Source organism: Streptomyces brevispora (assembly GCF_007829885.1).
Classification (GTDB): Bacteria; Actinomycetota; Actinomycetes; order Streptomycetales; family Streptomycetaceae; genus Streptomyces; species Streptomyces brevispora.
Window position 1 is genome coordinate 3413788 of the sequence record NZ_VIWW01000001.1, and the last position, 21549, is coordinate 3435336.

Genomic DNA, 21549 nt, shown 5'->3' on the forward strand with positions numbered 1-21549 from the left:
AGTCCAGGCCGGTTGCGAAGGATGTCTCAAACGCCTCGTGAGCCCGGACCCCGCCGAAGCCCTCGCACTCTTCGACCAAGTCCAGCCATCCTGACTGCCGAGCGCGAGAGCACCAGCACCAACAGCTCGCCACGGCTTCACGGGACAGGTCGACGGTCAGTGTCCCGCTCAACTGTAGGCAGCGTGATGGTTCACCCGCGGAGCCAAGCCAGCAGGCGCCGTGGAGTCGGTCGCCATGTGCTGGCCCGAATGGATCGGGGAGCCGATTCGGCTCTCCTGACTTGCTGAGCGAGTCGGTGTTCGTCCGCCTCGCGAATGAGTTCATGAGAGCGGATCTGGTGCAACTCGAAGTGCATGCCGCTCGCTCCTACTGCTGGAGCTCCGTGACGTCGGCGACCACGCAGCTGACGTTGTCGGGGCCGCCGGAGCCGTTGGCGAGGGCGATGAGTTCGCTGACGGCCTGCTCCGGATCGCTGATCTCGGAGAGCACCCGGCGGATTTCTTCGGTCGGCACGACGGTGGACAGACCGTCGGAGCAGAGCAGGTAACGGTCTCCCTGCTGGGCGTCGTGAAGACGCATGTCGGGGGTGGCGTCGGCTCCTTGGCCCAGGGCTCGTATCAGCAGTGACCGCTGGGGGTGGGAGGCGGCTTCTTCCGGGCTGAGGCGTCCTTCGTCGACCATCGACTGCACCATGGTGTGGTCGTGCGTGATCTGGAACAGTTCTCCGTCGCGCAGGAGGTGGACGCGGGAGTCGCCGATGTGAACGAGGGCCAGTTGCGAGCCGGTCCAGAGCATCGCGGTGAGCGTGGTCCCGGCCTCTTCGGAGCAAGAGCCGGCCCCGGAGACGCCGTGCACCGCCTGTTTGGCCTGTTCGATGGCGTCGTCGAGGACATCGAGGAGATTGCCTGCCGGGATGCTGTTGGTTTCGAGGTGCTTGAGCGCGTCGACGGCGGCTGCGCTGGCGGGGGCTCCTTGACTGCCGAAGCCGTCGGCGACGGCGAGCAGACGGGACCCTGCGTAGACGGTGTCCTGGTTGCTCTCGCGGACGAGGCCGGTGTCGGAAAGAGCGGCGTAACGGATGCCCAGGGGCTTGGCGATCGGGGACATGGCTGGGTCCTTCCAGGAGAGGTGGTCGATGAGGAAGGTGGCCAGGTCCCGCCGTGCGGCGGTATCGGCTTCGACCTGGGCCCAGAACGCGCGGATCTCCTGGGCCGCCGAATCCGCCTCCAGCGTGCAGATGTGCTGGATACGGGCCAGGGGCATCCCCAGGCGTCGGAGCCAGGCGACCAGTCGGGCCTGGTCCAGTTGCTCCGGTGCGTAGAGGCGGTAGCCGGTCACCGGGTCGACGCGAGCGGGGGTCAGCAGGCCGAGTTCGTCGTAAAGACGCAGAGCCTTCGGCGACAGCCGGGACGCTTTCGCGAACGTTCCGATGGTCAGCAATTCCATGCTCGCTCCTCCTCATGCCGAGCACATCGCCCGGCCCCACCGATGCTGTGGGCTCCCCCAAGGTGAAGGTCAACCAAGGCTTCTGCTTGGCCCTGTCCCACCGGGACTCGCTACGTCTACCGGGAACGGACATCCGGCATGACGAGTGTCCGGTTTCAGCGGCCTTCGGCCTCCGGCGGTTCCCAGAACCGAGCAGTCGTGGGCGAAGAGCACACGTCGTGGGTCGAAGTCGGCGAGTCGATCCAGCCAGTGCCGATACGGAGGAAGCGGCTGCTCCACGCCGTGAAGTGCCGCGCGGCGGGCCAGTTGCTCGGACGCGAAGTGGGAAGCGAAGGCGTGTGCCTGACCGGCAAGGACTACTGTGCCGTCGCGTTGCCGGAGGACCAGCGACTGATGCCCTTGGGTGTGCCCGGGCGTCGGGATGATCCAGATTCCGGGCCAGATGTCCGTTCCCAAAAGATCTGGATCGAGGAGGTGTATCTGACCTGGGCCTTGTCAGTTCTGCTGGGACGGGTTGGAAGCCGGGCGGCCCAGTGGATCTGGACGTTGCTGCGCCTGCTTTAGCGCGAGCTGAGACGGTCCCATTTGTTCTGTCGGACGGTACGGCCGTGGCCTGGTGTCTTTCAGTTCTGGTGGGACTCATCCCGTAGGGCGTCGTAGTCGTCCGGCGTCGTCACCAGCATCAGTGATCGTCCCAGGGAGTCGGTCCAGCGAAAGAGGGGGGCGTTGGAGAAGGCGTGGGGACGGAGCTTCTCGCGGAGAGTGGGGACGTTCAGCCGGTGCTCGGCCTCTGTGTAGACGGAGTCGATGGTGCGCCGGTGCTGGCTGAGGCTCGTCCATCGGCCAGGTTCCCGTAGTGCCCGCCAAGCAGGATCGGCCAGCATGCCCAGCAGCGTGACGAACTCTGGATAGGTGGCGATGTACTCCCGCTCGTCGACGCGTCGCCTGATGATGTTCCCGTAGATGGCTTCCTTTGGAGGAAGCTGGGCGAGGCGGTCGTTCCAGCGTGAGAGCAGATGAGGTTTGCTTCTTGTTCAGGAGCCATGAGCGGACCAAGTGCTGCGCTTCCTTCGTCGCTGCTTCCAGGGTGTCGGGGAAGCGCCGGGCGATCCGTCGGTGTCGGTGCTCAGCGGTACCGAGCTCCGGTAGGTGACCGACACGGTAGTGGCGGTTGCCGTCTACCCAGATGCCGTGCCGTCGGCAGAGCTGGAGATCTGCGGGGCGATGGGCGAGGACTGGCCTGGTGATCCCGCGCCTCGACCGCCTTGGTGCCCGCTGGCCGCAGCACCGCCGCGCAGATTGTCCGGGTCGCCACGTCAACGGCGATAGTCAGTTCCGGACGACCGCTCACCCCGTCCTCCAGGATCACGAGCACATCCAGTGGAGTCGTGTCGATCTGCACCAGCTCGCCCGGTCGGCAGGCCGCGGACGGCGTGAACATTCCCTCGGGCCGACGAGCTTGGGAGCGGCGGGAAGCAGCCGAACCGAAGGCGTGCGTGCCCGCGCTCACTGCCTCGACAAGCCGGTAGAACGTCGTCTTCGACGGCATCGGCACCACCCCGGCCCCGTGCTGCTCGGCAAGCAGGGCCTCGACCCGGCCCTTGTCGTTCTGCCAGAACAGCCACAGCGGCTGCGACAGCAGACCAGTCACCTCGGGTGTGAAGTCCAGCAGCATCGCGTGATCCCGCTCCAGCCACGACTCGAACCCCACATGCCCGCCTGTTGTGGCCGACCAGTACAGGCCCGGGAAGTTCCGCTGGCCGCGGTATGAAGGGAAGCCACGTACTGGCAGTCCCGTCTCGAACTCGACCTCCTCCGCCTCACTCAGCGGTCGGCGGTGTTCACCTTTGGCATCCCGCCAACCGACTTCGAATCCGCCCACGTCCAGCGGTGCCGTATCACTCGTCCCACCCAACCCCATGGACTTCACTGTCCAGAATCAATGGGAATCCACCAGAAGTTTTGGGCTGAAACCCCTCATGTGAGTGATGCTGCGAGCCAGCTCAGTCAGAGTCTTCGTGATCACTGGCGAGATCGTCTGAGGCGGGTCGAAGCCTGCGACGCGCCGCGTCCAGGCGTTCGCCATAGTCCGCTGCGAAGATCCCAGGCAGGGACTTGTCGAGCGTTCCGGCCAGCCTATGAATGGGCGCCCAGACTGCCTCGTCGTCGACGAGACGGCTGAGGTCCGTCATCTGCACTCGCTCCAGCCAGTCCGACAGGACCAGCGCTTCATCAGAGGTGAGCTTGATGATGATCTCCGTGTTCTCCACTGCTCGAACATAGTTCGCCGACCCTGCGGTGTCAGAGGTGCCTGGCACAGTGCCGCCGTGGACATCGATTCCTTCTGGAAGCTCATCGAAGAGTGCCGACGGCAGACGCGGGGCCGGGACGAACGGCTGGCGTGGTTGCGTGACGAATTGTCGCGGAGGCCGCTGACAGAGATCGTGCAGTTCCAGGTTCGCCTGGACGAAGTGACGCGTGAAGCCTTCACCTGGGATCTCTGGGCTGCTGCGGAGCGGATCTTCGGCGGCTGGTGTTCGGACGACGGATTCTGCTACTTCGGCCTGTGGATGGTGGGGATCGGTCGGGAAGCCTTCGTGCGGGCAGTGATCGATCCCGACTCTCTGGCCGACACTCCAGAGGTTCAGTGCCTGGTGGGTCGCCCTCGGGAGCTCTGGAACGACGACTGGCCGGAGTGGGAGTCTCTCGACTACGTCGCCATGGAGGCGTATGGACTACAGACCCGCGCGGATGACGACTGCGGCGACGCATTCTATGAAGCCGTCGAAGCCGAGCAGGGCGCTGTAGGCGGCAATCCAGGGCCGCGCGGCGAGCAGTGGGACGTGCGATGCGAAGACGAGGCGATGCGCAAACTGCCGAGGCTGAGCGCGATGTTTCCCCTCCGGCCACTGGCCCGGTAGCCGCGAAAGCGCGAGGGATCAGGCCGAGGCTTCGGGGGTGTCGACAGACAGGCGATGCCACGCGTGGCCGCAACCGTCGGAGCAGAAGCGCTCTCGTCGGCGTTCGTCGGCGACGGCCAGCACCGCGATCAGTAGCCGGAATGACTTGAGTCGCTCGTCGTGCGGGGTGAGACTGGCGATCTTCCCGAGTTGCTGGTCGATCCGCCCTCGTGTGATCAGAACTGCCGGTGTGTGCGTGGCGCGGAGCCCGGCGCGTCGGATACTTTCCGGGCCGTCCTCGGCGGTAGCGCGGGCCCGAATGCAGAAATGTGACAGGAGGCGCAGGGTGTTGGACTGCTCCTCAGTCGAGAGGCCCTCGAACCACTCGATTCCCTGTGGCATCGGTCGAAGCTCTTGGGCGAGTTCGTTGAGAATGATGTACGGATCAGCCATCCTCACGCCCCCGTTGCGCTCGATTCACAGACTTTCCCGGTCATCCAAGCAGACCTCGGATGCCTAGAAAGGCAGTTCGTCGGCTTCCAACGGCTCTGAGTACCCACGTACCCAGTGGCCGGGGAGGGCGGCGCAGAGCGACTCCAGGTCGGCGAAGGTACTTCCCCGAACGTGCAGCCAGCTGTGGTCACTCAGTCCGTCGAGCCGCAAGAGCTTCCCCGGCGCGGAAAACCAGCACACGGGTGACTCTTCCTTCCCCGTCCACATCGGGTACTCGGGAAACTCGGGGGTTAGCCCTTGATCGTGGACACCCTGATCATTGGATCGTGAGGATCCGAAGAACAGGAGTTCCCGTTGGGGACGTCGAAGTAGTCGCCTGAGTTCCGGGCTGATGCCGTCGCGCTGTACCACGCCAGCCCGGGTGGGACGTACGCGTCGGTGGCCAAGGACCTGGGCGTCAACCACGAGACGCTCCGCACCTGGGTGCGGGATGCCGAGCAGGCCGCCCGGCCCGGCGCCGGCGAGGCCAGCGCGATGGAGAAGGAGAACCGGCAGTTGCGGGCGCGAGTGAAGGAACTCGAGCTCGAGCGGGAGATCCTGCGGAGGGCCGCGAAGTATTTTGCGGCGGAGACCAGCTGGTGAGCAGTCGCTTCCAGTTCGTTGACGATCATCGTGGCGCCTTCGGCGTCAAGCGGCTGTGCCGGATCCTGGCCGTCTCGCGGTCCGGGTTCTACCGTTGGATCGCCGGCGCGGACGCGCGGGCCGGGCGGGTCAGGGCGGATGCCGACCTCGCCGAGCGGATCACCGCCATCCACGCCGAGTCCGACGGGACTTACGGCGCCCCGCGGGTCACCGCCGAGCTTCGCGACGCCGGAGTACGCGTCAATCACAAACGCGTCGCACGGGTCATGCGTGCGCGAGGCATCGTCGGCTTCCACCTGCGCAAGAAGGTCCGCACCACCATCCCCGAGCCGTCGGCGACACCGGTTCCCGACCTGCTACGGCGCGACTTCACCGCGAAGACGCCGAACACGAAGTACGTGGGTGACGTAACGTATCTCCCCGTCGGGAGCGGCCAATTCCTTTACCTGGCAACGGTGTTGGACCTGTGCTCGAAGCGCCTGGCGGGCTGGTCGATCGCCGACCACATGCGCACCGGGCTGGTCACCGACGCGCTCAAGGCTGCGGCGGCGGTCCGGGGCGCCGACGGCCTGCGCGGAGCGATCTTCCACAGCGACAACGGGGCGCAATACGCCTCGAAGGAGTTCGCCCAGGTCTGCACCGACCTCGGCGTAGTTAGATCGCGCGGTGCGGTGGGCACGAGCGCGGACAACGCCGCCGCCGAGTCGTTCAACGCGACCATGAAACGCGAGACGCTTCAGGGAAAGAATCGCTGGTCAGATGCCCGATCGGCCCGCCTCGCGGTCTTCCGATGGGCCACCCGCTACAACACCAGAAGGAGGCACTCCAGCATCGGCCAGATCAGCCCGAACGCCTTCGAACAACGATCAGTTACGCTGACCACCGCCGCATGACAACCGGTGTCCACGATCCCGGGTCAAGCCCCGATGCCGATCTCGACACCGTGGAAGGTGCGGGTGAGATCCGCCAGCGGCGTGAAGACCGCCGCCTGCACGTCCTCAAGGGCCGCGTCGGTGGGCATCGCGACCTTGCCGCATCCGCCACCCGAGTCGTCGGCGATGAACGTGTAGGGCCATACGTCCTGCCCCGACAGCAGGATGATCTCCCGCGGTATACCGAAGGGAGGCCACTTCTTCTTCGTCTTGTGTCGTCTCGCCACGGCGCCATCCAACCCGACGGACCGCGAGGTCAGAAGTCAGATCCGCCAGCGCGAGCTCATGCCAGAGTGACATCCATGCCACCCTGGTCCAGGGCCTCAAGGACTGCGGAGAACAGGTCGTAAGGCTGGCCATCCGGTGTCAGGGCGTGGGACAGGTACTCGCGTGCGGTCGCGGCGTCTCGCCAAAGCAGAGTGGCGGGGGCGGTGTAGCCGAAGGTGCCGCGCAGGCAGTCGTCAAGGGCGGCGAGACAGCCGCCGAAGTAACCGCCGGGCCCGTTGATAGCCTCGCCGAGTGCCAGGTAGAGGGCTGGTTCGTCGGTGATGTGCTGGCCGTCTAGTTCGTAGGGGTGACCGGTTGGCCGGTCGCAGTGGGTGCGCCGACAGGCCCGCTCTCGGACGAGGTCATGCCAGGCCCCGCGGCGGCGGGTATCGAGGCCGGCCCAGGCGTTCACGGCGTCCGGCGGCCCGGAGAGCCACTGCTCCCAGATGGGCCGGGCGTATTCGGGAACGGGTGTGAAGCGGCCTCCGTCGAGCTCCAGGTCGATCAGGTCGGCTCCGCAGGCGGACGGGCGCCAGCCACTGACTGTGGCCCACAGCAGCCGATCAGTAAGTAGCTCACCTTCGCCGTCCCGTATCTCCAGAGCAGCCTCCTCCAGATCCAGCGCCCGCCGGGTGCCCTTCATCAGCGCCACTCTCAGCTGATCACTCTGGGCGAGCCCCCGTAGGACCAGCGGGGGCGGCACCTGCTCGGGCGACAGGACACGGGTGAATTCCCGGCAGGAGCCCAGCCAGCGGTGCCCGTCGTGCAGGCGAACGCGCCCTCTGTGCCCCCCCGGCGGACCTTCATAGTCGTCCATGCCGGTGAGCAGCAGACTGTCCGTCCCGGGGAGTTGCTCCAAGCCCTCTGCGTCCTCCAGTAGCCAGGCGTCGAGTGCCTCATCGTCCGGCACCAGCCACACCCGGCTGCCGACCCAAGTGGGTACGCCTGATTCCTCCGGAACCCAACCGAACAGCTCGTACGTCCCGCGCTGGGATTCCCTGAACATTCCCTCCGCCTCGGCGCAGACGCCCCAGACATGGCCGTTCTCAGTCTCGGTCAGCGTGTACCGCGCGCTCACGCGCTTGTTCTCGTCCTCATGCACAGCGGAATCATGCCCCGACCACATTCCGACGACGGAGTCGGCCGTCGCTGGCCAGCTGCGCACGTGCTCGGTGTCAGCCAGCACGACTCGATGTCATCTATCTCGAAAAGTCGCAAGCGCGCAGGAGTCCGCCAAGCCGATCGGTGACAGTTGTCCTGCTCAGGTGACAACTAGCTTGCTCAGGCACAACGGGCCCGTACGAGTGGTTCGGAACACTTTTGCAAGCGTCTGCTTGCAAAAGTTAGCATCGAGGGTCCACCATCGACGTATGGCATCACTCAACGTCGGCAATCTCGGCGAGTACCTGCGTGAGCAGCGGCGTACCGCGCAGCTGTCGCTGCGGCAGCTCGCCGATGCCGCCGGGGTGTCCAATCCCTACCTCAGCCAGATCGAGCGCGGGCTGCGCAAGCCCAGTGCCGAGGTGCTGCAGCAGGTCGCCAAGGCGCTGCGGATCTCCGCCGAGACCCTTTACGTACGGGCCGGGATCCTGGACGAGCGGGAGCGGGACGAGTTGGAGACGCGGGCGGTGATTCTGGCCGATCCGTCGATCAACGAGCGGCAGAAGAGCGTGCTGCTGCAGATCTACGAGTCCTTCCGCAAGGAGAACGGGTTCGAGGACGAGCCCGGGGGTGAGGAGGGGAGTGCGTCCGGTGCGGACGCGCCCTTCAATGCCGACGGCAGTGCTGCCGATACACCTTCAAAGCGTTCAAAACCCTCACACTGAGTCTGATGATCCGGGAGGACCACAGTCATGGCCATCACCGATGACCTGCGCAAGACCCTCACCGACCCGACCCCCCTCTACTTCGCCGCCGGTACGGCCGATCTCGCCGTGCAGCAGGCGCGCAAGGTTCCGGCACTGATCGAGCAGCTGCGGGCCGAGGCGCCGGAGCGCATCGAGGCCGTGCGCAACACCGACCCCAAGGTCGTCCAGGAGAAGGTGACCGGGCAGGCCAAGGAGGCGCAGGCCACCCTCCAGGCCAAGGTCACCGAGGTGATCGGGGCGTTCGACACCGATCTGAAGAAGCTGGGCGAGAGCGCCCAGGACCTGGCGCTGCGCGGCGTGGGCGTGGCCGCGGAGTACGCGGTCAGGGCCCGGGAGACGTACGAGAAGGTTGCCGAGCGCGGCGAGCAGACCGTGCGGACGTGGCGTGGCGAGACCGCCGAGGAGATCGTCGAGATCGCCGTCGTCGTCGAGCCGCGCAAGGAGTCCAAGCCGGCGTCGAAGCCGGAGGCCGCGGCGGGGACCAAGGCCGCGCCGAAGCCGGTCGCCAAGCCCGCGCCCGCCGCCAGGACCGTCAAGGCGGAGGCCAAGCCGTCGCCCGCGCCCGGCAAGAAGGCGCCCGCGCGCAAGCCCGCCGCCAAGAGGACCACGCCGCCCACCGCCAAGTAGCGCGATGGCCGACAGGTGTGCCGGGAGAACGGGTGGGCACCTTCTGGGGTGTCCCGGTCGTTGTCCCGGTACCTTGGCCGCGAGGCGCTCATCGACGTACTAGGCGGTGCACATCATGTTGCTCTCAGGCTTCAACTCATTCCTCGGGCTGATCTACACGGCAATGCTCGTCCTCGCCGTGGTCGCCCTGATCATGGCCGCGGTCGCTCGCGAGGACGCCTACCGGGCCGCCGACAAGCAGACCAAGACGTTCTGGCTGATCATCCTCGGCATCACGGTGGTGGTGAACCTCTGGGTGCCCATCATCTTCGTGCAGATCGCCGGCCTGGTCGCGACCATCGTGTTCTTCGTGGACGTACGGCCCGCGCTCAAGGCCATCACGGGCGGCAGCAATCGCCGCGGCGGCTCGAGCAGCGACGGGCCGTACGGGCCCTACAACGGCGGGCGTTGAGCGCCTGCGGGTGACACCTGTCCGGGGCAGGGGCGCGGAATGCTCCGGCCCCGGTCGCCGTTGTGCGCCGGGCGGCGCATGACCTCCTGGTCGCGGTCGAGCAGCAGGACCGCGACATCGTCGGTCAGCTCGCCGCCGTTCAGCTCGCGGACGTGGGTGACGGCCGCCTCCAGCAGCTCCTCGCCGGTCAGCCCCTCGGCCAGCTGACGGTTGATCATCGCGACCATTCCGTCCTGCCCGAGGCGCTGCGTACCGTCTCCGATCCGGCCCTCGATCAGTCCGTCCGTGTACATCATCAGGCTCCAGGAACCGCCCAGTTCCACCTGTCGGCGCGGCCACCGGGCGCGCGGCAGCAGGCCGAGCGCCGGGCCGCCGTCCTCGTACGGAAGCAGCTGCGCCACCTGTCCCCGGCGGGCGATCAGCGGTGCCGGGTGACCCGCCAGGCAGAGGCCCGCGCGGCGGCCGTCGGGGGCGATGTCGACCGTGCAGAGGGTCGCGAAGATCTCCTCGCTCTCCCGTTCGTGCTCCAGGACCTGCTGGAGCGTGGAGAGCAGTTCGTCGCCGCAGAGTCCGGCCAGTGTCAGCGCCCGCCACGCGATGCGCAGCTCCACGCCGAGCGCCGCCTCGTCCGGGCCGTGCCCGCAGACGTCGCCGATCATCGCGTGGACCGTTCCGTCGGGTGTACGGACCGTGTCGTAGAAGTCCCCGCCGAGCAGCGCACGGCTGCGGCCGGGGCGGTAGCGGGCGGCGAAGCGCAGGTCGGAGCCGTTGAGCAGCGGTGTGGGGAGCAGACCGCGTTCCAGACGGGCGTTCTCCTGGGCCCGCAGCCGGGACTCGGTGAGCTGGTGCTGCGCGACGTCGGCGCGCTTGCGTTCGACGGCGTAGCGGATGGCCCGGCTGAGCAGCTTGCCGTCGAGCTCGTCCCGGAAGAGGTAGTCCTGCGCACCGACCCGTACCGCCTCGGCGGCCGACTCGAGGTCGTCCTGCGCCATGAGGGCGAGTACGGCGTGCCGGGGCGCGATCCGCAGGACGTGCTTGAGGGTGGCCAGCCCGTCCGCCTCCTCGCCCCGGGGGGTGCGTGCCTCGCCGGCGGACGGCAGGGCCAGGTCGAGCAGGACGCAGTCCACGTCGTCGGTGAGGAGCCGGCCCGCCTCGGTCAGGTTGCGGGCGGTACGGATGCGGACCCGGGTGCCGGCCGCGGCCGGGAGTTCCGGGACGGTGAAGGTGCCCGCGGGGTCGTCCTCGATCACCAGGAGCGTGAGGTCGGCGCCATAGCTGGTCTCCGCAGCGGGAACGGAACGCTGCTGCGGTACGGGTACGGGCATCGAATCGGTTTCCTTCCCTCCCCCCGAGGGCGCGGCGGAGCGACGATCGACGACCCGCCAGACGGGGACGATAGCGGTACGGGACGCGGCAATGGAATGGTGCTCGACGAGGGGCCGGTGTTCCGGGTGGGGCCGTAAGCCGCGGAAGGACGCAGATCCGGCGGAATATGCCGGGGGCGCAGTCCTTTCCGGCACATGACAAAGGTCACGTGGGGCGGTGGCCGTCGGGTGTCGCGGGTCACGGCTGCGGGGCGCGGGCGGATCAGCGCCCGGCGGGGGTGGCGGGACATCGTGCGGATCGCGTGCGGAATCCGGCCCTCCGCCGGTCCCTGTCCGGCCTCCGTCCGATCCCGGCTCACTCCCCGCCCGCTCCAGGGCCGGTCTCAAGGGTCCGTTGAGGCTCCCTCGAGGCCGGCCGGCGCTTGCCCAGGTCGGGCCGCCGCTACCGCCGCTGCCGATACCGCTTCCGTCCCTAAGCGGGGGTGCCGCCGCTTCCCCGTCGCCGACGCCGTTACTCGCCCCGCGGCTTCCCCGTCACCGGCCCCGTCACTTGTCCGGGCGTACGACACCGAGGATCTCCATCGAGCCCGCCCCCGCGAGCGTGATGTTCCGGCCGGGGCGCGGGGCGTGCACGATCGCGCCGTCGCCGATGTACATCCCGACGTGCGTGGCGTCGCCGAAGTAGATGATCAGGTCGCCGGGGCGCATGTCCTTGATGGCGATGTGCGGCAGCTGCCGCCACTGCTCCTGCGAGGTGCGCGGGATCGGATGCCCGGCCGCCGCCCATGCCTGGGACGTCAGCCCCGAGCAGTCGTACGACTTGGGGCCTTCGTCGCCCCATCCGTACGGCTTGCCGATCTGCGCGGTCGCGTAGGCCACCGCCTCCTTGCCGCTCGCGCTCGCCTCGCGGTTGATCTCCTTCAGGGCGCCGGAACTCAGCCAGGCGGTCTGGGACTTGTACTCCGCCTGCTGTTCCAGCTCAAGGAGCCGGGCCCGCTCCTTCTTCTCCAGCCGGGACTCCAGCTTCTTCGCCGCCGCGATCTGTGCGTTGATCTTCTTCTTGGCCTTGGCCTGCTTGACGCGGTTGGCTTCGAGCTTGGTCCAGTTGGTGCTCGCGTCCTGCGTGTACGTCTTCAGGTCCTCCTGGGTCCTGTTCAGTTCAGCCAGGACCCCCTTGGCGGCCTGCTGGCCCTGGCGGGCCCGGGTGACCCCGTCCAGGAAGAGCTGCGGGTCGCCGCTGAGCATCAGCTGGGCGCCGGGCGGCAGTCCGGCGTTGCGGTACTGCTCACGGGCCTGGGCGCCCGCCCTGCTCTTGAGCTCGGCGATCTTCGCCTGGCCCTCGACTATGGCCTGCGCGAGCTTGACGATCTCGCCCGACTGCTTCTCGGCCCGCTCCTCGGCGAGGAGGTACGCGTCCGTGGCCGCCCCGGCCTCGCGGTACAGGTCGTCGATCTCCGCGCGCACCTCTTCGAGGCTTTTCTTCCCCGATGCCCCCGATGCCCCCGATGCCCCCGATGCCCCCGATACTCCCGGCATCCCCGGCTGTTCCGGCGCGGGCGGTGCCGGTGCGGCGAAGGCCTGGACCGGTGCGGCCAGTACGGCCAGCGCGCAGACCAGCGTGATCGCAGCGGCCGCACTGTGGCGTCGGTTCACGAGCTCCCCCTCCGGACAGACCCGAACAGATCTGATTTACCGTCAGTAACTTATGGCACCGACGAGATCGTGCCATGCCGTACCGAAAAGCAACAGAGGCTCACACACCTCCGGCAGTTTTCGGCCGGTCGCCGATGCCGCGGACACGCCCCCGTACCGCCCTTCACGTTCAGGGACGAACGGTGCCCGGCAGGCGTTCCCGGTGGAGGGGGAGTTCCTCCCCGTTCCGGCGTGTCGGGCTACTGCCGGGGCTTCAGTGCCGCCCAGTTCACCGTGACTTCGCCCTGCCGCCACCGCCGGACCCCGTCCGTCAGCGGCCAGTCGCCCGACAGGGCCCGTGCCGCGGTGATCCAGCGCTGCCGGGCGCCCAGCGAGGCGTACGGGGCCGCCGCCGCCCAGGCCCGGTCGAAGTCGCGCAGGAACGCGTGCACGGGCTCGCCGGGCACATTGCGGTGGATGAGCGCCTTGGGCAGCCGCTCCGCGAGGTCGGACGGCCGGTCGAGGGAGCCGAGCCGGGTCGCGAAGGTCACCGTGCGCGGCCCTTCCGGGCCCAGCGCCACCCAGACATGGCGGCGCCCGATCTCGTCGCAGGTGCCCTCCACCAGCAGCCCGCCCGGCGCGAGCCGTTCGCACAGCCGCTGCCAGACCGCGGCGACCTCGCCCTCGTCGTACTGGCGCAGCACGTTCGCCGCCCGGATCAGTACGGGCCGCCGGGGCAGCGGGATCTCGAAGCCGCCGTGCCGGAAGGTGAGGCCCTCGCGCTCGTACGGCTTCGCCGCGGCGACCCGCTCCGGGGAGATCTCGATGCCGACCACGGTGGTGCGCGGCTCGGCGCCGCGCAGCCGCTCCAGCAGTTCGACGGCGGTCCAGGGCGCGGCGCCGTACCCGAGGTCGACCGCCACGGGGTCGTCGGCGCGGCGCAGGGCGGGGCCGTGGGTGGCGGCGATCCAGCGGTCCATGCGGCGCAGCCGGTTCGGGTTGGTGGTCCCGCGGGTCGCGGTGCCGATCGGACGCATGACACAGAGCGTAACGAGGGTCGTGGTGAGTGGACGCCGCACGGGCGTCGCGGCGACGCGCCGGAAACGCCCTGTAATGATTTGGCAAAGTGGAAATGAAAGGAGGGCTCAGGCTGTTCCAGCCCTTCGAAGGGACCGTGTGCCCCCTGGCGGGATGCCCCGAACGAGTCGGTGCCCCAGTTGCCCTGAACGAGGAGGACCGGACGACGTGAGCCAGTACGTCTCTCGGCTCGGCAGCAGCCGTGTCGCACCGCGTCTCAGGTTCCCCGGCGGTTTCTCCGGCTCCTTCCCCGGCGGCCACCGCAAGCCCCGCCGGATCGCGATGCTCTCCGTGCACACCTCCCCGCTGCACCAGCCGGGGACGGGCGACGCGGGCGGCATGAACGTCTACATCGTGGAGCTGGCCAAGCGCCTCGCCGCGATCAACATCGAGGTCGAGATCTTCACCCGCTCCACCACCGGCGCGCTGCCGCCGTCGGTCGAGCTGTCGCCCGGCGTCCTGGTCCGCCATGTCGACGCGGGGCCGTACGAGGGTCTGGCCAAGGAGGAGCTGCCCGCCCAGCTCTGCGCCTTCACGCACGGCGTGATGCAGGCGTGGGCCGGCCAGCGCCCCGGCTACTACGACCTGGTGCACTCCCATTACTGGCTCTCCGGCCATGTCGGCTGGCTCGCCGCTCAGCGCTGGGGCGTCCCGCTCGTTCACGCCATGCACACCATGGCGAAGGTCAAGAACGCGTCGCTCGCCGAGGGCGACACCCCCGAACCCGCCGCCCGGGTCATCGGCGAGACCCAGATCGTCAGCGCGGCCGACCGGCTGATCGCGAACACCGCGGAGGAGGCGGACGAGCTCGTCCGCTTCTACGAGGCCGATCCCCGGGCCGTGGCCGTCGTCCACCCCGGCGTCAACCTGGAACGCTTCCGCCCGGCCGACGGGCGGGCCGCGGCGCGGGCCCGGCTGGGGCTTCCGCGGGACGCTCTGGTCCCGCTCTTCGCGGGCCGCATCCAGCCGCTGAAGGCCCCGGACGTGCTGCTGCGCGCCGTCGCCGTCCTGCTGGACCGTGAGCCCTCGCTGCGGTCGCGCATCGTCGTGCCGGTGGTCGGCGGCCCCAGCGGCAGCGGGCTCGCCAAGCCGGAGGGGCTGCACAAGCTGGCCGCCCGGCTCGGCATCGCGGACGTCGTGCGGTTCCACCCGCCGGTCGGGCAGGACCAGCTCGCCGACTGGTTCCGGGCCGCGTCCGTGCTGGTCATGCCCTCGTACAGCGAGTCCTTCGGCCTGGTCGCCATCGAGGCCCAGGCGGCCGGCACCCCGGTCGTCGCGGCGTCCGTGGGCGGGCTGCCGGTGGCGGTGCGGGACGGGGTCAGCGGCTTCCTGATCCCCGGCCACGACCCGGAGGCGTACGCGGAGGCGCTGGGGCGCTTCGCGGACGCGCCGGAGCTGGTCGCCCGGATGGGCGGCGCGGCCGCCGCACACGCCCAGCGGTTCGGCTGGGACACGGCTGCGGCGGCGACCGCGGACGTGTACACGGAGGCGATACAGGAACACCGCCGACGGGTGCGGTCGCGCCACGCGTGAGGCGGCGGGGGCAGGGACGCCCCGGGTGAGGGGCGTCCTGCGTGACAGGCGTCCTCCGCGAGGGGCGCCGTACGGCCTCGATCGCCGGACGGCCTCGGAGCGGCCACCCGCCTGTGTCCCCTCCGACCCGGCGTACGCCCGGCCCCTCCCTCCCGACGTACGCCCGTCCCCTCCGATCCGACGCACGCCCGGAACGTGGCGGCCACCCTCCGTCCCCTCCCGACGCATGCCCGGACCACGGCTGACGTACGCTCGGTCCATGGCTGACGTACCCGGTGAAGTGGCGACGACGCAGGTCATCGAGGCGACGCTCAACGACGCCGGGCTCGACTGGGAGAGCCCCGCGCCCGGGAGTTACGTCGTCCAGCTGCCCGGCACCCGCAAGCTCTCCACCACCTGCTCGCTGCTCGTCGGCAAGCACTCGCTCTCCCTCAACGCCTTCGTCATCCGGCACCCCGACGAGAACGACGCGGCGGTGCACCGCTGGCTGCTGGAGCACAACCTCCGCCTCTTCGGCGTGAGTTACGCCGTCGACTCGCTCGGGGACGTCTACCTCGTCGGCAAGCTGCCGCTCTCCGTGGTCACCCCCAAGGAGCTGGACCGGCTGCTCGGCACGGTCCTGGAGGCCGCCGACGGCGCCTTCAACCCCCTCCTGGAACTCGGTTTCGCGAGCGCGATCCGTAAGGAGTACGAGTGGCGGGTCTCGCGCGGCGAGTCCACGCGGAACCTGGACGCGTTCACGCATCTGACTCAGCGCCCCACCGGCTGACGCTCACCAACTGAGCCTCACCACCGGGCGGTTCCCCGCCCTAACGCGGTTTCCGGCCCGCACATTGCTCGAAGATTCCAAGGCGCACGACTCTTTCGCCGCGCTGGGGGCCCATGGCATGCTCACCGCCGACGCAGACATGAACGTCGTTCACATCCATGAAAGGCGGATCGGGCTCATGGCGACCATGGGGAACATCAGCAGGCGTGGACTGCTCGGCAGTGCTGTGGCCGTCGCCGCAGCCGCGGCCACCGGAGCGGCCGACGGCGGGACGGCGTTCGCGGCGGGCGGCGACACCGCGACCCGCGCCGCGGCCGGTGCGGGCGGCAGACCGCAGACCAGCCCGCTCTGGCGGGAATTCACCGCGGCACCCTTCACCCACCCGCAGATCCCGTTCATCGGCCGGGCCGGCTACCGAGGCGGCTCCGACCTCCCCCGCCACCGCACCAGCCACGGCTTCACCGCCAACGTCCTGCACTACGGCGCGAAGCCGGACAACTCCGCCGACGCCGCCCCCGCGATCAACCGTGCCATCGCCGCCGCCGGAGAGCGCGGCGGCGGCACGGTGCTCATCCCCGAGGGCACGTACCGCATCGACGACATCATCCGCATCGGGCACAGCGACGTCGTCGTGCGTGGCGCGGGCAGCGGCCGCACCACGCTGCACGCGACCAGGAACCTCACCGAACTGATCGGCGTCTACGGCAGCCGGTACGGCGGCGACAAGTCCAGCTGGTCCTGGGCCGGCGGGCTCATCTGGCTCTGCCCCAAGGACCGTTGGACCTCACTCACCGACGCCATCAAGGCGAAGGACTGGCCCTTCGAGGGATGGACCGGCAACAAGCGCGACGAGTGGCGCACCCTGACCACCGTCGCCCCCGCCCGCCTCGGCGACCGCACGATCACCGTCGACGACACCCGCGAGCTGAAGCGCGGCGCACTCGTCCTGCTCCGCCTCGCCGACGACTCCGCGCACACCCTCCTGGAGCACATGGCGGGCGGCGGCCCGGGCCCGCAGGCGTACTACTGGGACGACAAGACGAAGCTGACCTCGTACGTCCCCTACGAATGGCCGGTCCGCATCACCGCCGTGCACGGCCGCAGGGTCACCCTGGAGCGCCCCCTCCCGCTCGACGTCCGCCCCGAGTGGGACCCCCGGCTCACCACCCTCGCCGCGCCGCTCACCGGGTCGGGCGTCGAGGGGCTCACGCTCGAAGCGGTCGAGACCCCGCAGTCGCAGCACCTGCTCGACCAGGGGTACAACGGCGTCGCGTTCCAGTGCGCGTACGACTGCTGGGCGGACGACATCACCGTCCGCCACGTCGACAACGGCTTCGGCCTCATCGGCGCGTCCGCCTGCACCCTGCGGCGCACGAAGGTCGCGGGCCGCGGCTCGCACCACCCGTACTACTGCCGCGAGGGCTCGCACGACAACCTGATCGAGGACTTCACCATCGAGCAGCGCACCGTCCCGGCACCCGCCGGGACCCAACTGCACGGCATCAACGTCGAGGGCCTGTCCAGCTACAACGTCTGGTCACGCGGTGCGATGGAGATGGGCACGTTCGACTCGCACCGCGGGATGCCGTTCGCCAACGTCCGCACCGACATCACCGTCAACAACAACGGGCGGCACGGCGGCGACGCGAGCGCCGGACCGCTGTTCGGCGCCCGCTTCACGCACTGGAACATCCGGGTCACCAACGGCAGGGCCGGCCTGATGCGGATCGACGGCCTCGCCCCCTGCAGCGCGAGTGTCGGCGTCAGCGAGGTGACGGAGTTCGACCAGATCGACGTCCCCGACTTCACCGGCGACCTGCACACCCGCCTGGAGGCGTACGGCACTCCGGAAGCCGTCCGCCCGCAGAACCTGCACGACGCCCAACGGGCCCTGCCGCGCTGACGAACCGCACTCCCCGAGCCGTCGGTGCTGCGGTCACCCCCCGGCCCGCAGCGCCGACTCCACCTCGACGAGGGCCGCTTCGAGCCGCGGCGCCACCTCGTTCCACGTCCACTCCAGGTCCTCCCCGGTTGTCCCGCGGGGAACTGTCTCCACCAGCATGATCAGGTAGAGGTACGAGCGGTAGAGCGCGAGCCGCAGCCGCAGGGAGTCCCCGAACTCCACCGGCCCGCCCGTCGCCGACGCGTAACCGGCGAGGAAGTCCTTGTCCTCCTCGATGTCCCCGAAGAGGGCGAGCGAGACGAAGTCGGCGGCCGGGTCCCCCCAGAACATCCGCTCCCCGTCGATGATCCCGCCGATCCGCCGCGCCCCCGGCTCCCCGGCGACCAGGATGTTGCCCTGCCACAGGTCGAAGTGGACCAGGGCCGGGCGCGTGACGTCCGCCAGTACGTACGAGGCGGCGCCGAGCAGTCCGCGGATGTCCGGCACCGCGCGCGGCAGCCTCGCCGCGTAGGTCAGCGCGTCGTCCAGCACGGCGTCGGTCATCGTGGTGAACGCCCGGCGCCAGGTGGACGCCAACGGGCCCAGGGCCGCTGACGGGTAGCCGAATCCGCCGGGACCCGGGACGGTGTGCAGGCGGCCGACGGCCCGGCCGAGGTCCTCGCGCAGTCGCTGCTCCTCCCCGTCGGCCATCGAGTCGGTGAGCTCGTGCCAGGGCTGCCCGGGACACGCCGTCATGATCACGTACGCGCCCTCGGGGGCGGCCGCGTCGAGCCCGCTGTGCACGACGCGGGGGACCGCGGTCCGGTCGGCGAGGCCGGCCGCCGCGCTGCAGAAGGCGACCTCGTTGACCAACAGGTCGCGCTCGTAACCGAGTTGTGCCCCGGCGGCCACAGGTGGCGGTATCTTCACCACCCACTCCCGGCCATCGGTGAGCCATACCCGGGTCACGGCGTTGTACGTGCCGCCGGTGAGCGGGTCGTACGAGGAGATCAGCTTCGGTGGCACCCGCACGGAACCGAGCACGGCGGACAGGGCGGAATCGATCGGCATCAGCGGACCCCTTCGAGCGTTCACCCCGGGACGTGCTGCTGCCGGCCGGAGCGAATGCCCAGCTCAGGGCGTTCTCGGAGTGATCACGACGTCGTTACGATCTGGTCAGGTTCCCGGTTTGACGGATTGCCAAACCATGGCCAACTCATAGAGTTGGCATTACCCCCACGAACTTCTCGGCCGCGTCGACCTCGGCGTCGGCTGCTTTCGTGCGGGTGAAATCGTCTTGATACAGAAGGATTTGGGCATGCGACCCACCGCCATACGCCGTACCGCTGTTGCCGCCACCGTGATGTCCCTGGCCCTGCTCACCGCGTCCTGCGGTTCGGACACGGCGGACAAGGGCAGCGGTGACAAGGGCAAGGCGGACGCAACCGCTTCGGCCAAGCCCGCCGCCGCCAAGGCGCTGACCGCGGCCGAGCTGGAGAAGGCCTCGCTCGCCCAGGGCGACGTCAAGGGCCACAAGATCACAAAGGCCGGCCCCGCCGACGCCGTCGCCGCCGGTGACGTCACCGCGGACAAGGCGGCCTGCGATGTCTTCGCCGACGCCCTGATGGGCGTCAAGGCCGGCTCACCCGCCGCGTCCACCCAGCGCAAGGTGATGAGCGAGCCGAAGAAGGGCGGCGACAAGGACAGCGCCGACCCCGAGAAGGCGTTCAAGGCCGCGTTCGACATCACGACGACGCTCGCCACGCTCTCCTCCTACGAGGGCAAGGGTGCCGAGGAGACGCTGACCGCTCTGCGGACCGCCGGGACCGAGTGCGCGTCCGGCTTCACGCTGAAGGCGGCCGGAGCCAAGCAGAAGGTCGTCAAGATCACGGAGGAGCAGGTCAAGGGCGGCGAGGACGCCGCCGCCTGGACGGTGGCGATCGAGGCGGAGGGCGAGAAGAACACGATGAAGCTCGCGCAGGTCCGCCAGGGCGGCACGGTCGCCTCGTTCTCCTCGTTCAACCTGGCCGCGGCCTCCTCCGGCGGCGACTTCGAGCTGCCGACCGCTGTCATCGACGCGCAGGTCGCCAAGCTGGGCTGAGCCCCGGTCAGGGCAGCGGGACGAGCCGCACCACGGTGACGGTCAGGACCGATCCGGACACGTAATAGAGCACGATCGCCCCGGCGACGGTGGCCTCACGGCGATCGTGCTCCTCCTTGACGGGGGACGACCCGTGCCCGTACGGCTCACGCCCGAGCGTGCGCGCCATCTCGTCCCGGAACGTGTTGCCGTCCCGCATCTTGGCCAGGGTGTCGTCGGCGGGCGGAGCGTAGGAGATCCGGAAACTCAAGCGACGCTCCGCCTCTCGGCCTCGTCGCGCGCCAGCCGGTCCAGGATCCGCTCGGCCTCCGGATCGGGTACGGCCTCCAGCATCCAGTGCCGCATCACGGCCTGGATCTCATGTACCCCGGCCTCGTTGATGGCACGGTCGAAGTCCTCGCGTCTCACCTCGGGCAGGGCGGCGCGAATGGCCGGGATGCTGTTGGGCACCTCGACCTCCGCACCGCCGACAAAGGTCTTCAGGGGCTCACCCATGGTTGCTCTCCCCGCTCTCCTTGCTCTCCCGTCACGTTATCGGCTGCGGCGCGGTGCGCGGCCTGCCGGACGGGCAAAATCATGGCGGCCCGCTCCGCTCGATGCGCCCTCGCACGTGAACCGGACGGGTGGGAGCGTGCGCTGAGCCCCGACGGGACGGGACGGACACGGTGCAGCACGCCCCGCTTGACGGTTGTGACCCCGCCCGTTCGCGGCCCCCGGGTACGCACAAGGCCCCTACGCGCGGCAAGTTCGCGGGTGGGGGCCTCGGTCGTGCGAGCTGTTACTTCTTCTTGCCCTGGTTCTTCACGGCCTCGATCGCGGCCTTCGCCGCGTCCGGGTCGAGGTACGTGCCGCCCGGCTTCAACGGGCGGAAGTCCGCGTCCAGTTCGTATGCGAGCGGGATGCCGGTCGGGATGTTCAGGCCCGCGATGTCGGCGTCGGAGACGCCGTCGAGGTGCTTGACCAGGGCCCGGAGGCTGTTGCCGTGCGCGGCGACCAGGACCGTGCGGCCGGCCAGGAGGTCCGGGACGATGCCGTCGTACCAGTACGGCAGCATGCGGACGACGACGTCCTTGAGGCACTCGGTGCGCGGGCGCAGCTCCGGCGGGATCGTCGCGTAGCGCGCGTCGTCGCTCTGGGAGAACTCGGTGCCGTCCTCCAGGGCGGGCGGCGGGGTGTCGTACGAGCGGCGCCAGAGCATGAACTGCTCCTCGCCGAACTCGGCGAGCGTCTGCGCCTTGTCCTTGCCCTGCAGGGCGCCGTAGTGGCGCTCGTTCAGCCGCCAGGAGCGGTGGACGGGGATCCAGTGGCGGTCCGCGGACTCCAGCGCGAGCTGGGCGGTGCGGATGGCGCGCTTCTGGAGCGAGGTGTGCAGCACATCGGGGAGCAGGCCGGCGTCCTTGAGCAGCTCACCGCCGCGGACCGCCTCCTTCTCGCCCTTCTCGGTGAGGTTGACGTCCACCCATCCGGTGAACAGGTTCTTCGCGTTCCATTCGCTCTCGCCGTGGCGGAGGAGGATCAGCTTGTACGGTGCTTCGGCCATGAGCCCGAGCGTAATCGAACCCGTGCGGGCCGCGCGCGCCCGGCCACAGGGCGGACAGCCGGACCGGCCGGGGAGCCGGGGGACGGCTTCGATTGACGGCAGC

General features: G+C 69.3%; 23 protein-coding genes and 1 pseudogene. 9 read left to right on the forward strand and 15 right to left on the reverse strand.

Features of this window, described 5'->3' with window-relative positions:
• Positions 1 to 367 precede the first annotated feature (367 nt).
• The 5 genes and pseudogenes from FHX80_RS15870 to FHX80_RS15890 form a co-directional block, all read right to left on the reverse strand.
• Complete coding sequence (locus FHX80_RS15870) at positions 368 to 1447, reverse strand: MerR family transcriptional regulator (protein ID WP_145764773.1); 1080 nt, start codon at positions 1445 to 1447, stop codon at positions 368 to 370.
• Positions 1448 to 1602: 155 nt separating this feature from the next.
• Positions 1603 to 1894: pseudogene (locus FHX80_RS35730) on the reverse strand (N-acyl homoserine lactonase family protein); the annotation flags it as partial.
• Positions 1895 to 2070: 176 nt separating this feature from the next.
• On the reverse strand, positions 2071 to 2331 hold the full coding sequence (locus FHX80_RS15880) for a hypothetical protein (protein WP_145764774.1): 261 nt from the start codon (positions 2329 to 2331) through the stop codon (positions 2071 to 2073).
• 242 nt (positions 2332 to 2573) lie between these two features.
• Positions 2574 to 3368 carry a TnsA-like heteromeric transposase endonuclease subunit gene (locus tag FHX80_RS35735; RefSeq protein WP_244318587.1) on the reverse strand — a complete coding sequence of 265 codons (795 nt, stop codon included), beginning with the start codon at positions 3366 to 3368 and terminating at the stop codon, positions 2574 to 2576.
• 82 nt (positions 3369 to 3450) lie between these two features.
• On the reverse strand, positions 3451 to 3717 hold the full coding sequence (locus tag FHX80_RS15890) for a hypothetical protein (protein ID WP_127832453.1): 267 nt from the start codon (positions 3715 to 3717) through the stop codon (positions 3451 to 3453).
• Between the two features lie 57 nt (positions 3718 to 3774).
• Between FHX80_RS15890 and FHX80_RS15895 the strand changes: the two genes are divergently transcribed.
• Positions 3775 to 4368: a DUF4240 domain-containing protein gene (locus FHX80_RS15895; RefSeq protein WP_145764775.1), complete on the forward strand. Its 594-nt coding sequence runs from the start codon at positions 3775 to 3777 to the stop codon at positions 4366 to 4368.
• An 18-nt stretch (positions 4369 to 4386) separates the two neighbouring features.
• Here the strand turns inward: FHX80_RS15895 and FHX80_RS15900 are convergent, their stop codons facing one another.
• Complete coding sequence (locus FHX80_RS15900) at positions 4387 to 4800, reverse strand: DUF5958 family protein (RefSeq protein WP_145764776.1); 414 nt, start codon at positions 4798 to 4800, stop codon at positions 4387 to 4389.
• Between the two features lie 402 nt (positions 4801 to 5202).
• Between FHX80_RS15900 and FHX80_RS15905 the strand changes: the two genes are divergently transcribed.
• Positions 5203 to 6335 (forward strand): IS3 family transposase gene (locus tag FHX80_RS15905; protein ID WP_145764777.1). Its coding sequence is split into 2 segments (ribosomal slippage): positions 5203 to 5422 and positions 5422 to 6335, totalling 1134 coding nucleotides; the frame shifts between segments, so codons are not numbered across the junction.
• Positions 6336 to 6358: 23 nt separating this feature from the next.
• On the opposite strand, the gene FHX80_RS15910 is transcribed toward FHX80_RS15905, so the two are convergent.
• Together FHX80_RS15910 and FHX80_RS15915 are read right to left on the reverse strand one after the other, a co-directional pair.
• Positions 6359 to 6601, reverse strand: coding sequence for a hypothetical protein (locus FHX80_RS15910; protein ID WP_244318285.1), 243 nt, complete (start codon positions 6599 to 6601; stop codon positions 6359 to 6361).
• A 56-nt stretch (positions 6602 to 6657) separates the two neighbouring features.
• Positions 6658 to 7767 carry a barstar family protein gene (locus FHX80_RS15915; RefSeq protein ID WP_145767325.1) on the reverse strand — a complete coding sequence of 370 codons (1110 nt, stop codon included), beginning with the start codon at positions 7765 to 7767 and terminating at the stop codon, positions 6658 to 6660.
• Positions 7768 to 8011: 244 nt separating this feature from the next.
• Here FHX80_RS15915 and FHX80_RS15920 point away from each other — a divergent pair, with 244 nt between their 5' ends.
• From FHX80_RS15920 to FHX80_RS15930, 3 genes are all read left to right on the forward strand, one after another.
• On the forward strand, positions 8012 to 8467 hold the full coding sequence (locus FHX80_RS15920; protein ID WP_145764778.1) for a helix-turn-helix domain-containing protein: 456 nt from the start codon (positions 8012 to 8014) through the stop codon (positions 8465 to 8467).
• A 27-nt stretch (positions 8468 to 8494) separates the two neighbouring features.
• Complete coding sequence (locus FHX80_RS15925; protein ID WP_145764779.1) at positions 8495 to 9136, forward strand: hypothetical protein; 642 nt, start codon at positions 8495 to 8497, stop codon at positions 9134 to 9136.
• A 115-nt stretch (positions 9137 to 9251) separates the two neighbouring features.
• Positions 9252 to 9587: a DUF2516 family protein gene (locus tag FHX80_RS15930; RefSeq protein WP_145764780.1), complete on the forward strand. Its 336-nt coding sequence runs from the start codon at positions 9252 to 9254 to the stop codon at positions 9585 to 9587.
• Here FHX80_RS15930 and FHX80_RS15935 read toward each other — a convergent pair.
• The 3 genes from FHX80_RS15935 to FHX80_RS15945 all read right to left on the reverse strand — a co-directional run bounded on the left by FHX80_RS15935 (position 9569) and on the right by FHX80_RS15945 (position 13581).
• Positions 9569 to 10912 carry a PP2C family protein-serine/threonine phosphatase gene (locus tag FHX80_RS15935; RefSeq protein WP_145764781.1) on the reverse strand — a complete coding sequence of 448 codons (1344 nt, stop codon included), beginning with the start codon at positions 10910 to 10912 and terminating at the stop codon, positions 9569 to 9571. The two genes, FHX80_RS15930 and FHX80_RS15935, sit on opposite strands and share 19 nt — an antisense overlap.
• 546 nt (positions 10913 to 11458) lie before the next feature.
• Positions 11459 to 12565 carry a C40 family peptidase gene (locus FHX80_RS15940; RefSeq protein ID WP_145764782.1) on the reverse strand — a complete coding sequence of 369 codons (1107 nt, stop codon included), beginning with the start codon at positions 12563 to 12565 and terminating at the stop codon, positions 11459 to 11461.
• A 239-nt stretch (positions 12566 to 12804) separates the two neighbouring features.
• Complete coding sequence (locus FHX80_RS15945; RefSeq protein ID WP_145764783.1) at positions 12805 to 13581, reverse strand: class I SAM-dependent methyltransferase; 777 nt, start codon at positions 13579 to 13581, stop codon at positions 12805 to 12807.
• Between the two features lie 208 nt (positions 13582 to 13789).
• On the opposite strand from FHX80_RS15945, the gene mshA reads away from it, so the two are divergent.
• From mshA to FHX80_RS15960, 3 genes are all read left to right on the forward strand, one after another.
• Positions 13790 to 15154, forward strand: a complete 1365-nt coding sequence (gene mshA, locus FHX80_RS15950; RefSeq protein ID WP_145764784.1) for a D-inositol-3-phosphate glycosyltransferase — start codon at positions 13790 to 13792, stop codon at positions 15152 to 15154.
• 259 nt (positions 15155 to 15413) lie between these two features.
• Positions 15414 to 15923, forward strand: coding sequence for a type III secretion system chaperone family protein (locus FHX80_RS15955; RefSeq protein ID WP_145764785.1), 510 nt, complete (start codon positions 15414 to 15416; stop codon positions 15921 to 15923).
• 178 nt (positions 15924 to 16101) lie between these two features.
• Complete coding sequence (locus tag FHX80_RS15960) at positions 16102 to 17826, forward strand: glycoside hydrolase family 55 protein (RefSeq protein WP_244318289.1); 1725 nt, start codon at positions 16102 to 16104, stop codon at positions 17824 to 17826.
• Positions 17827 to 17859: 33 nt separating this feature from the next.
• Here FHX80_RS15960 and FHX80_RS15965 read toward each other — a convergent pair whose 3' ends face one another.
• The gene (locus tag FHX80_RS15965; protein WP_145764786.1) at positions 17860 to 18876 is read right to left on the reverse strand and encodes a phosphotransferase family protein; all 1017 of its coding nucleotides are present in this window, start codon (positions 18874 to 18876) and stop codon (positions 17860 to 17862) included.
• A 247-nt stretch (positions 18877 to 19123) separates the two neighbouring features.
• Between FHX80_RS15965 and FHX80_RS15970 the strand changes: the two genes are divergently transcribed.
• Positions 19124 to 19906: a hypothetical protein gene (locus FHX80_RS15970; protein WP_145764787.1), complete on the forward strand. Its 783-nt coding sequence runs from the start codon at positions 19124 to 19126 to the stop codon at positions 19904 to 19906.
• Positions 19907 to 19913: 7 nt separating this feature from the next.
• On the opposite strand, the gene FHX80_RS15975 is transcribed toward FHX80_RS15970, so the two are convergent.
• The 3 genes from FHX80_RS15975 to FHX80_RS15985 form a co-directional block, all read right to left on the reverse strand.
• The gene (locus FHX80_RS15975) at positions 19914 to 20156 is read right to left on the reverse strand and encodes a hypothetical protein (RefSeq protein ID WP_145764788.1); all 243 of its coding nucleotides are present in this window, start codon (positions 20154 to 20156) and stop codon (positions 19914 to 19916) included.
• The gene (locus FHX80_RS15980) at positions 20153 to 20401 is read right to left on the reverse strand and encodes a hypothetical protein (RefSeq protein ID WP_145764789.1); all 249 of its coding nucleotides are present in this window, start codon (positions 20399 to 20401) and stop codon (positions 20153 to 20155) included. Before FHX80_RS15980 ends, FHX80_RS15975 begins: the two co-directional genes overlap by 4 nt.
• A gap of 283 nt (positions 20402 to 20684) precedes the next feature.
• Entirely contained in the window at positions 20685 to 21446 is a 762-nt protein-coding gene (locus tag FHX80_RS15985; protein ID WP_145764790.1) for a phosphoglyceromutase, read from the reverse strand.
• Between the last annotated feature and the right edge of the window lie 103 nt (positions 21447 to 21549).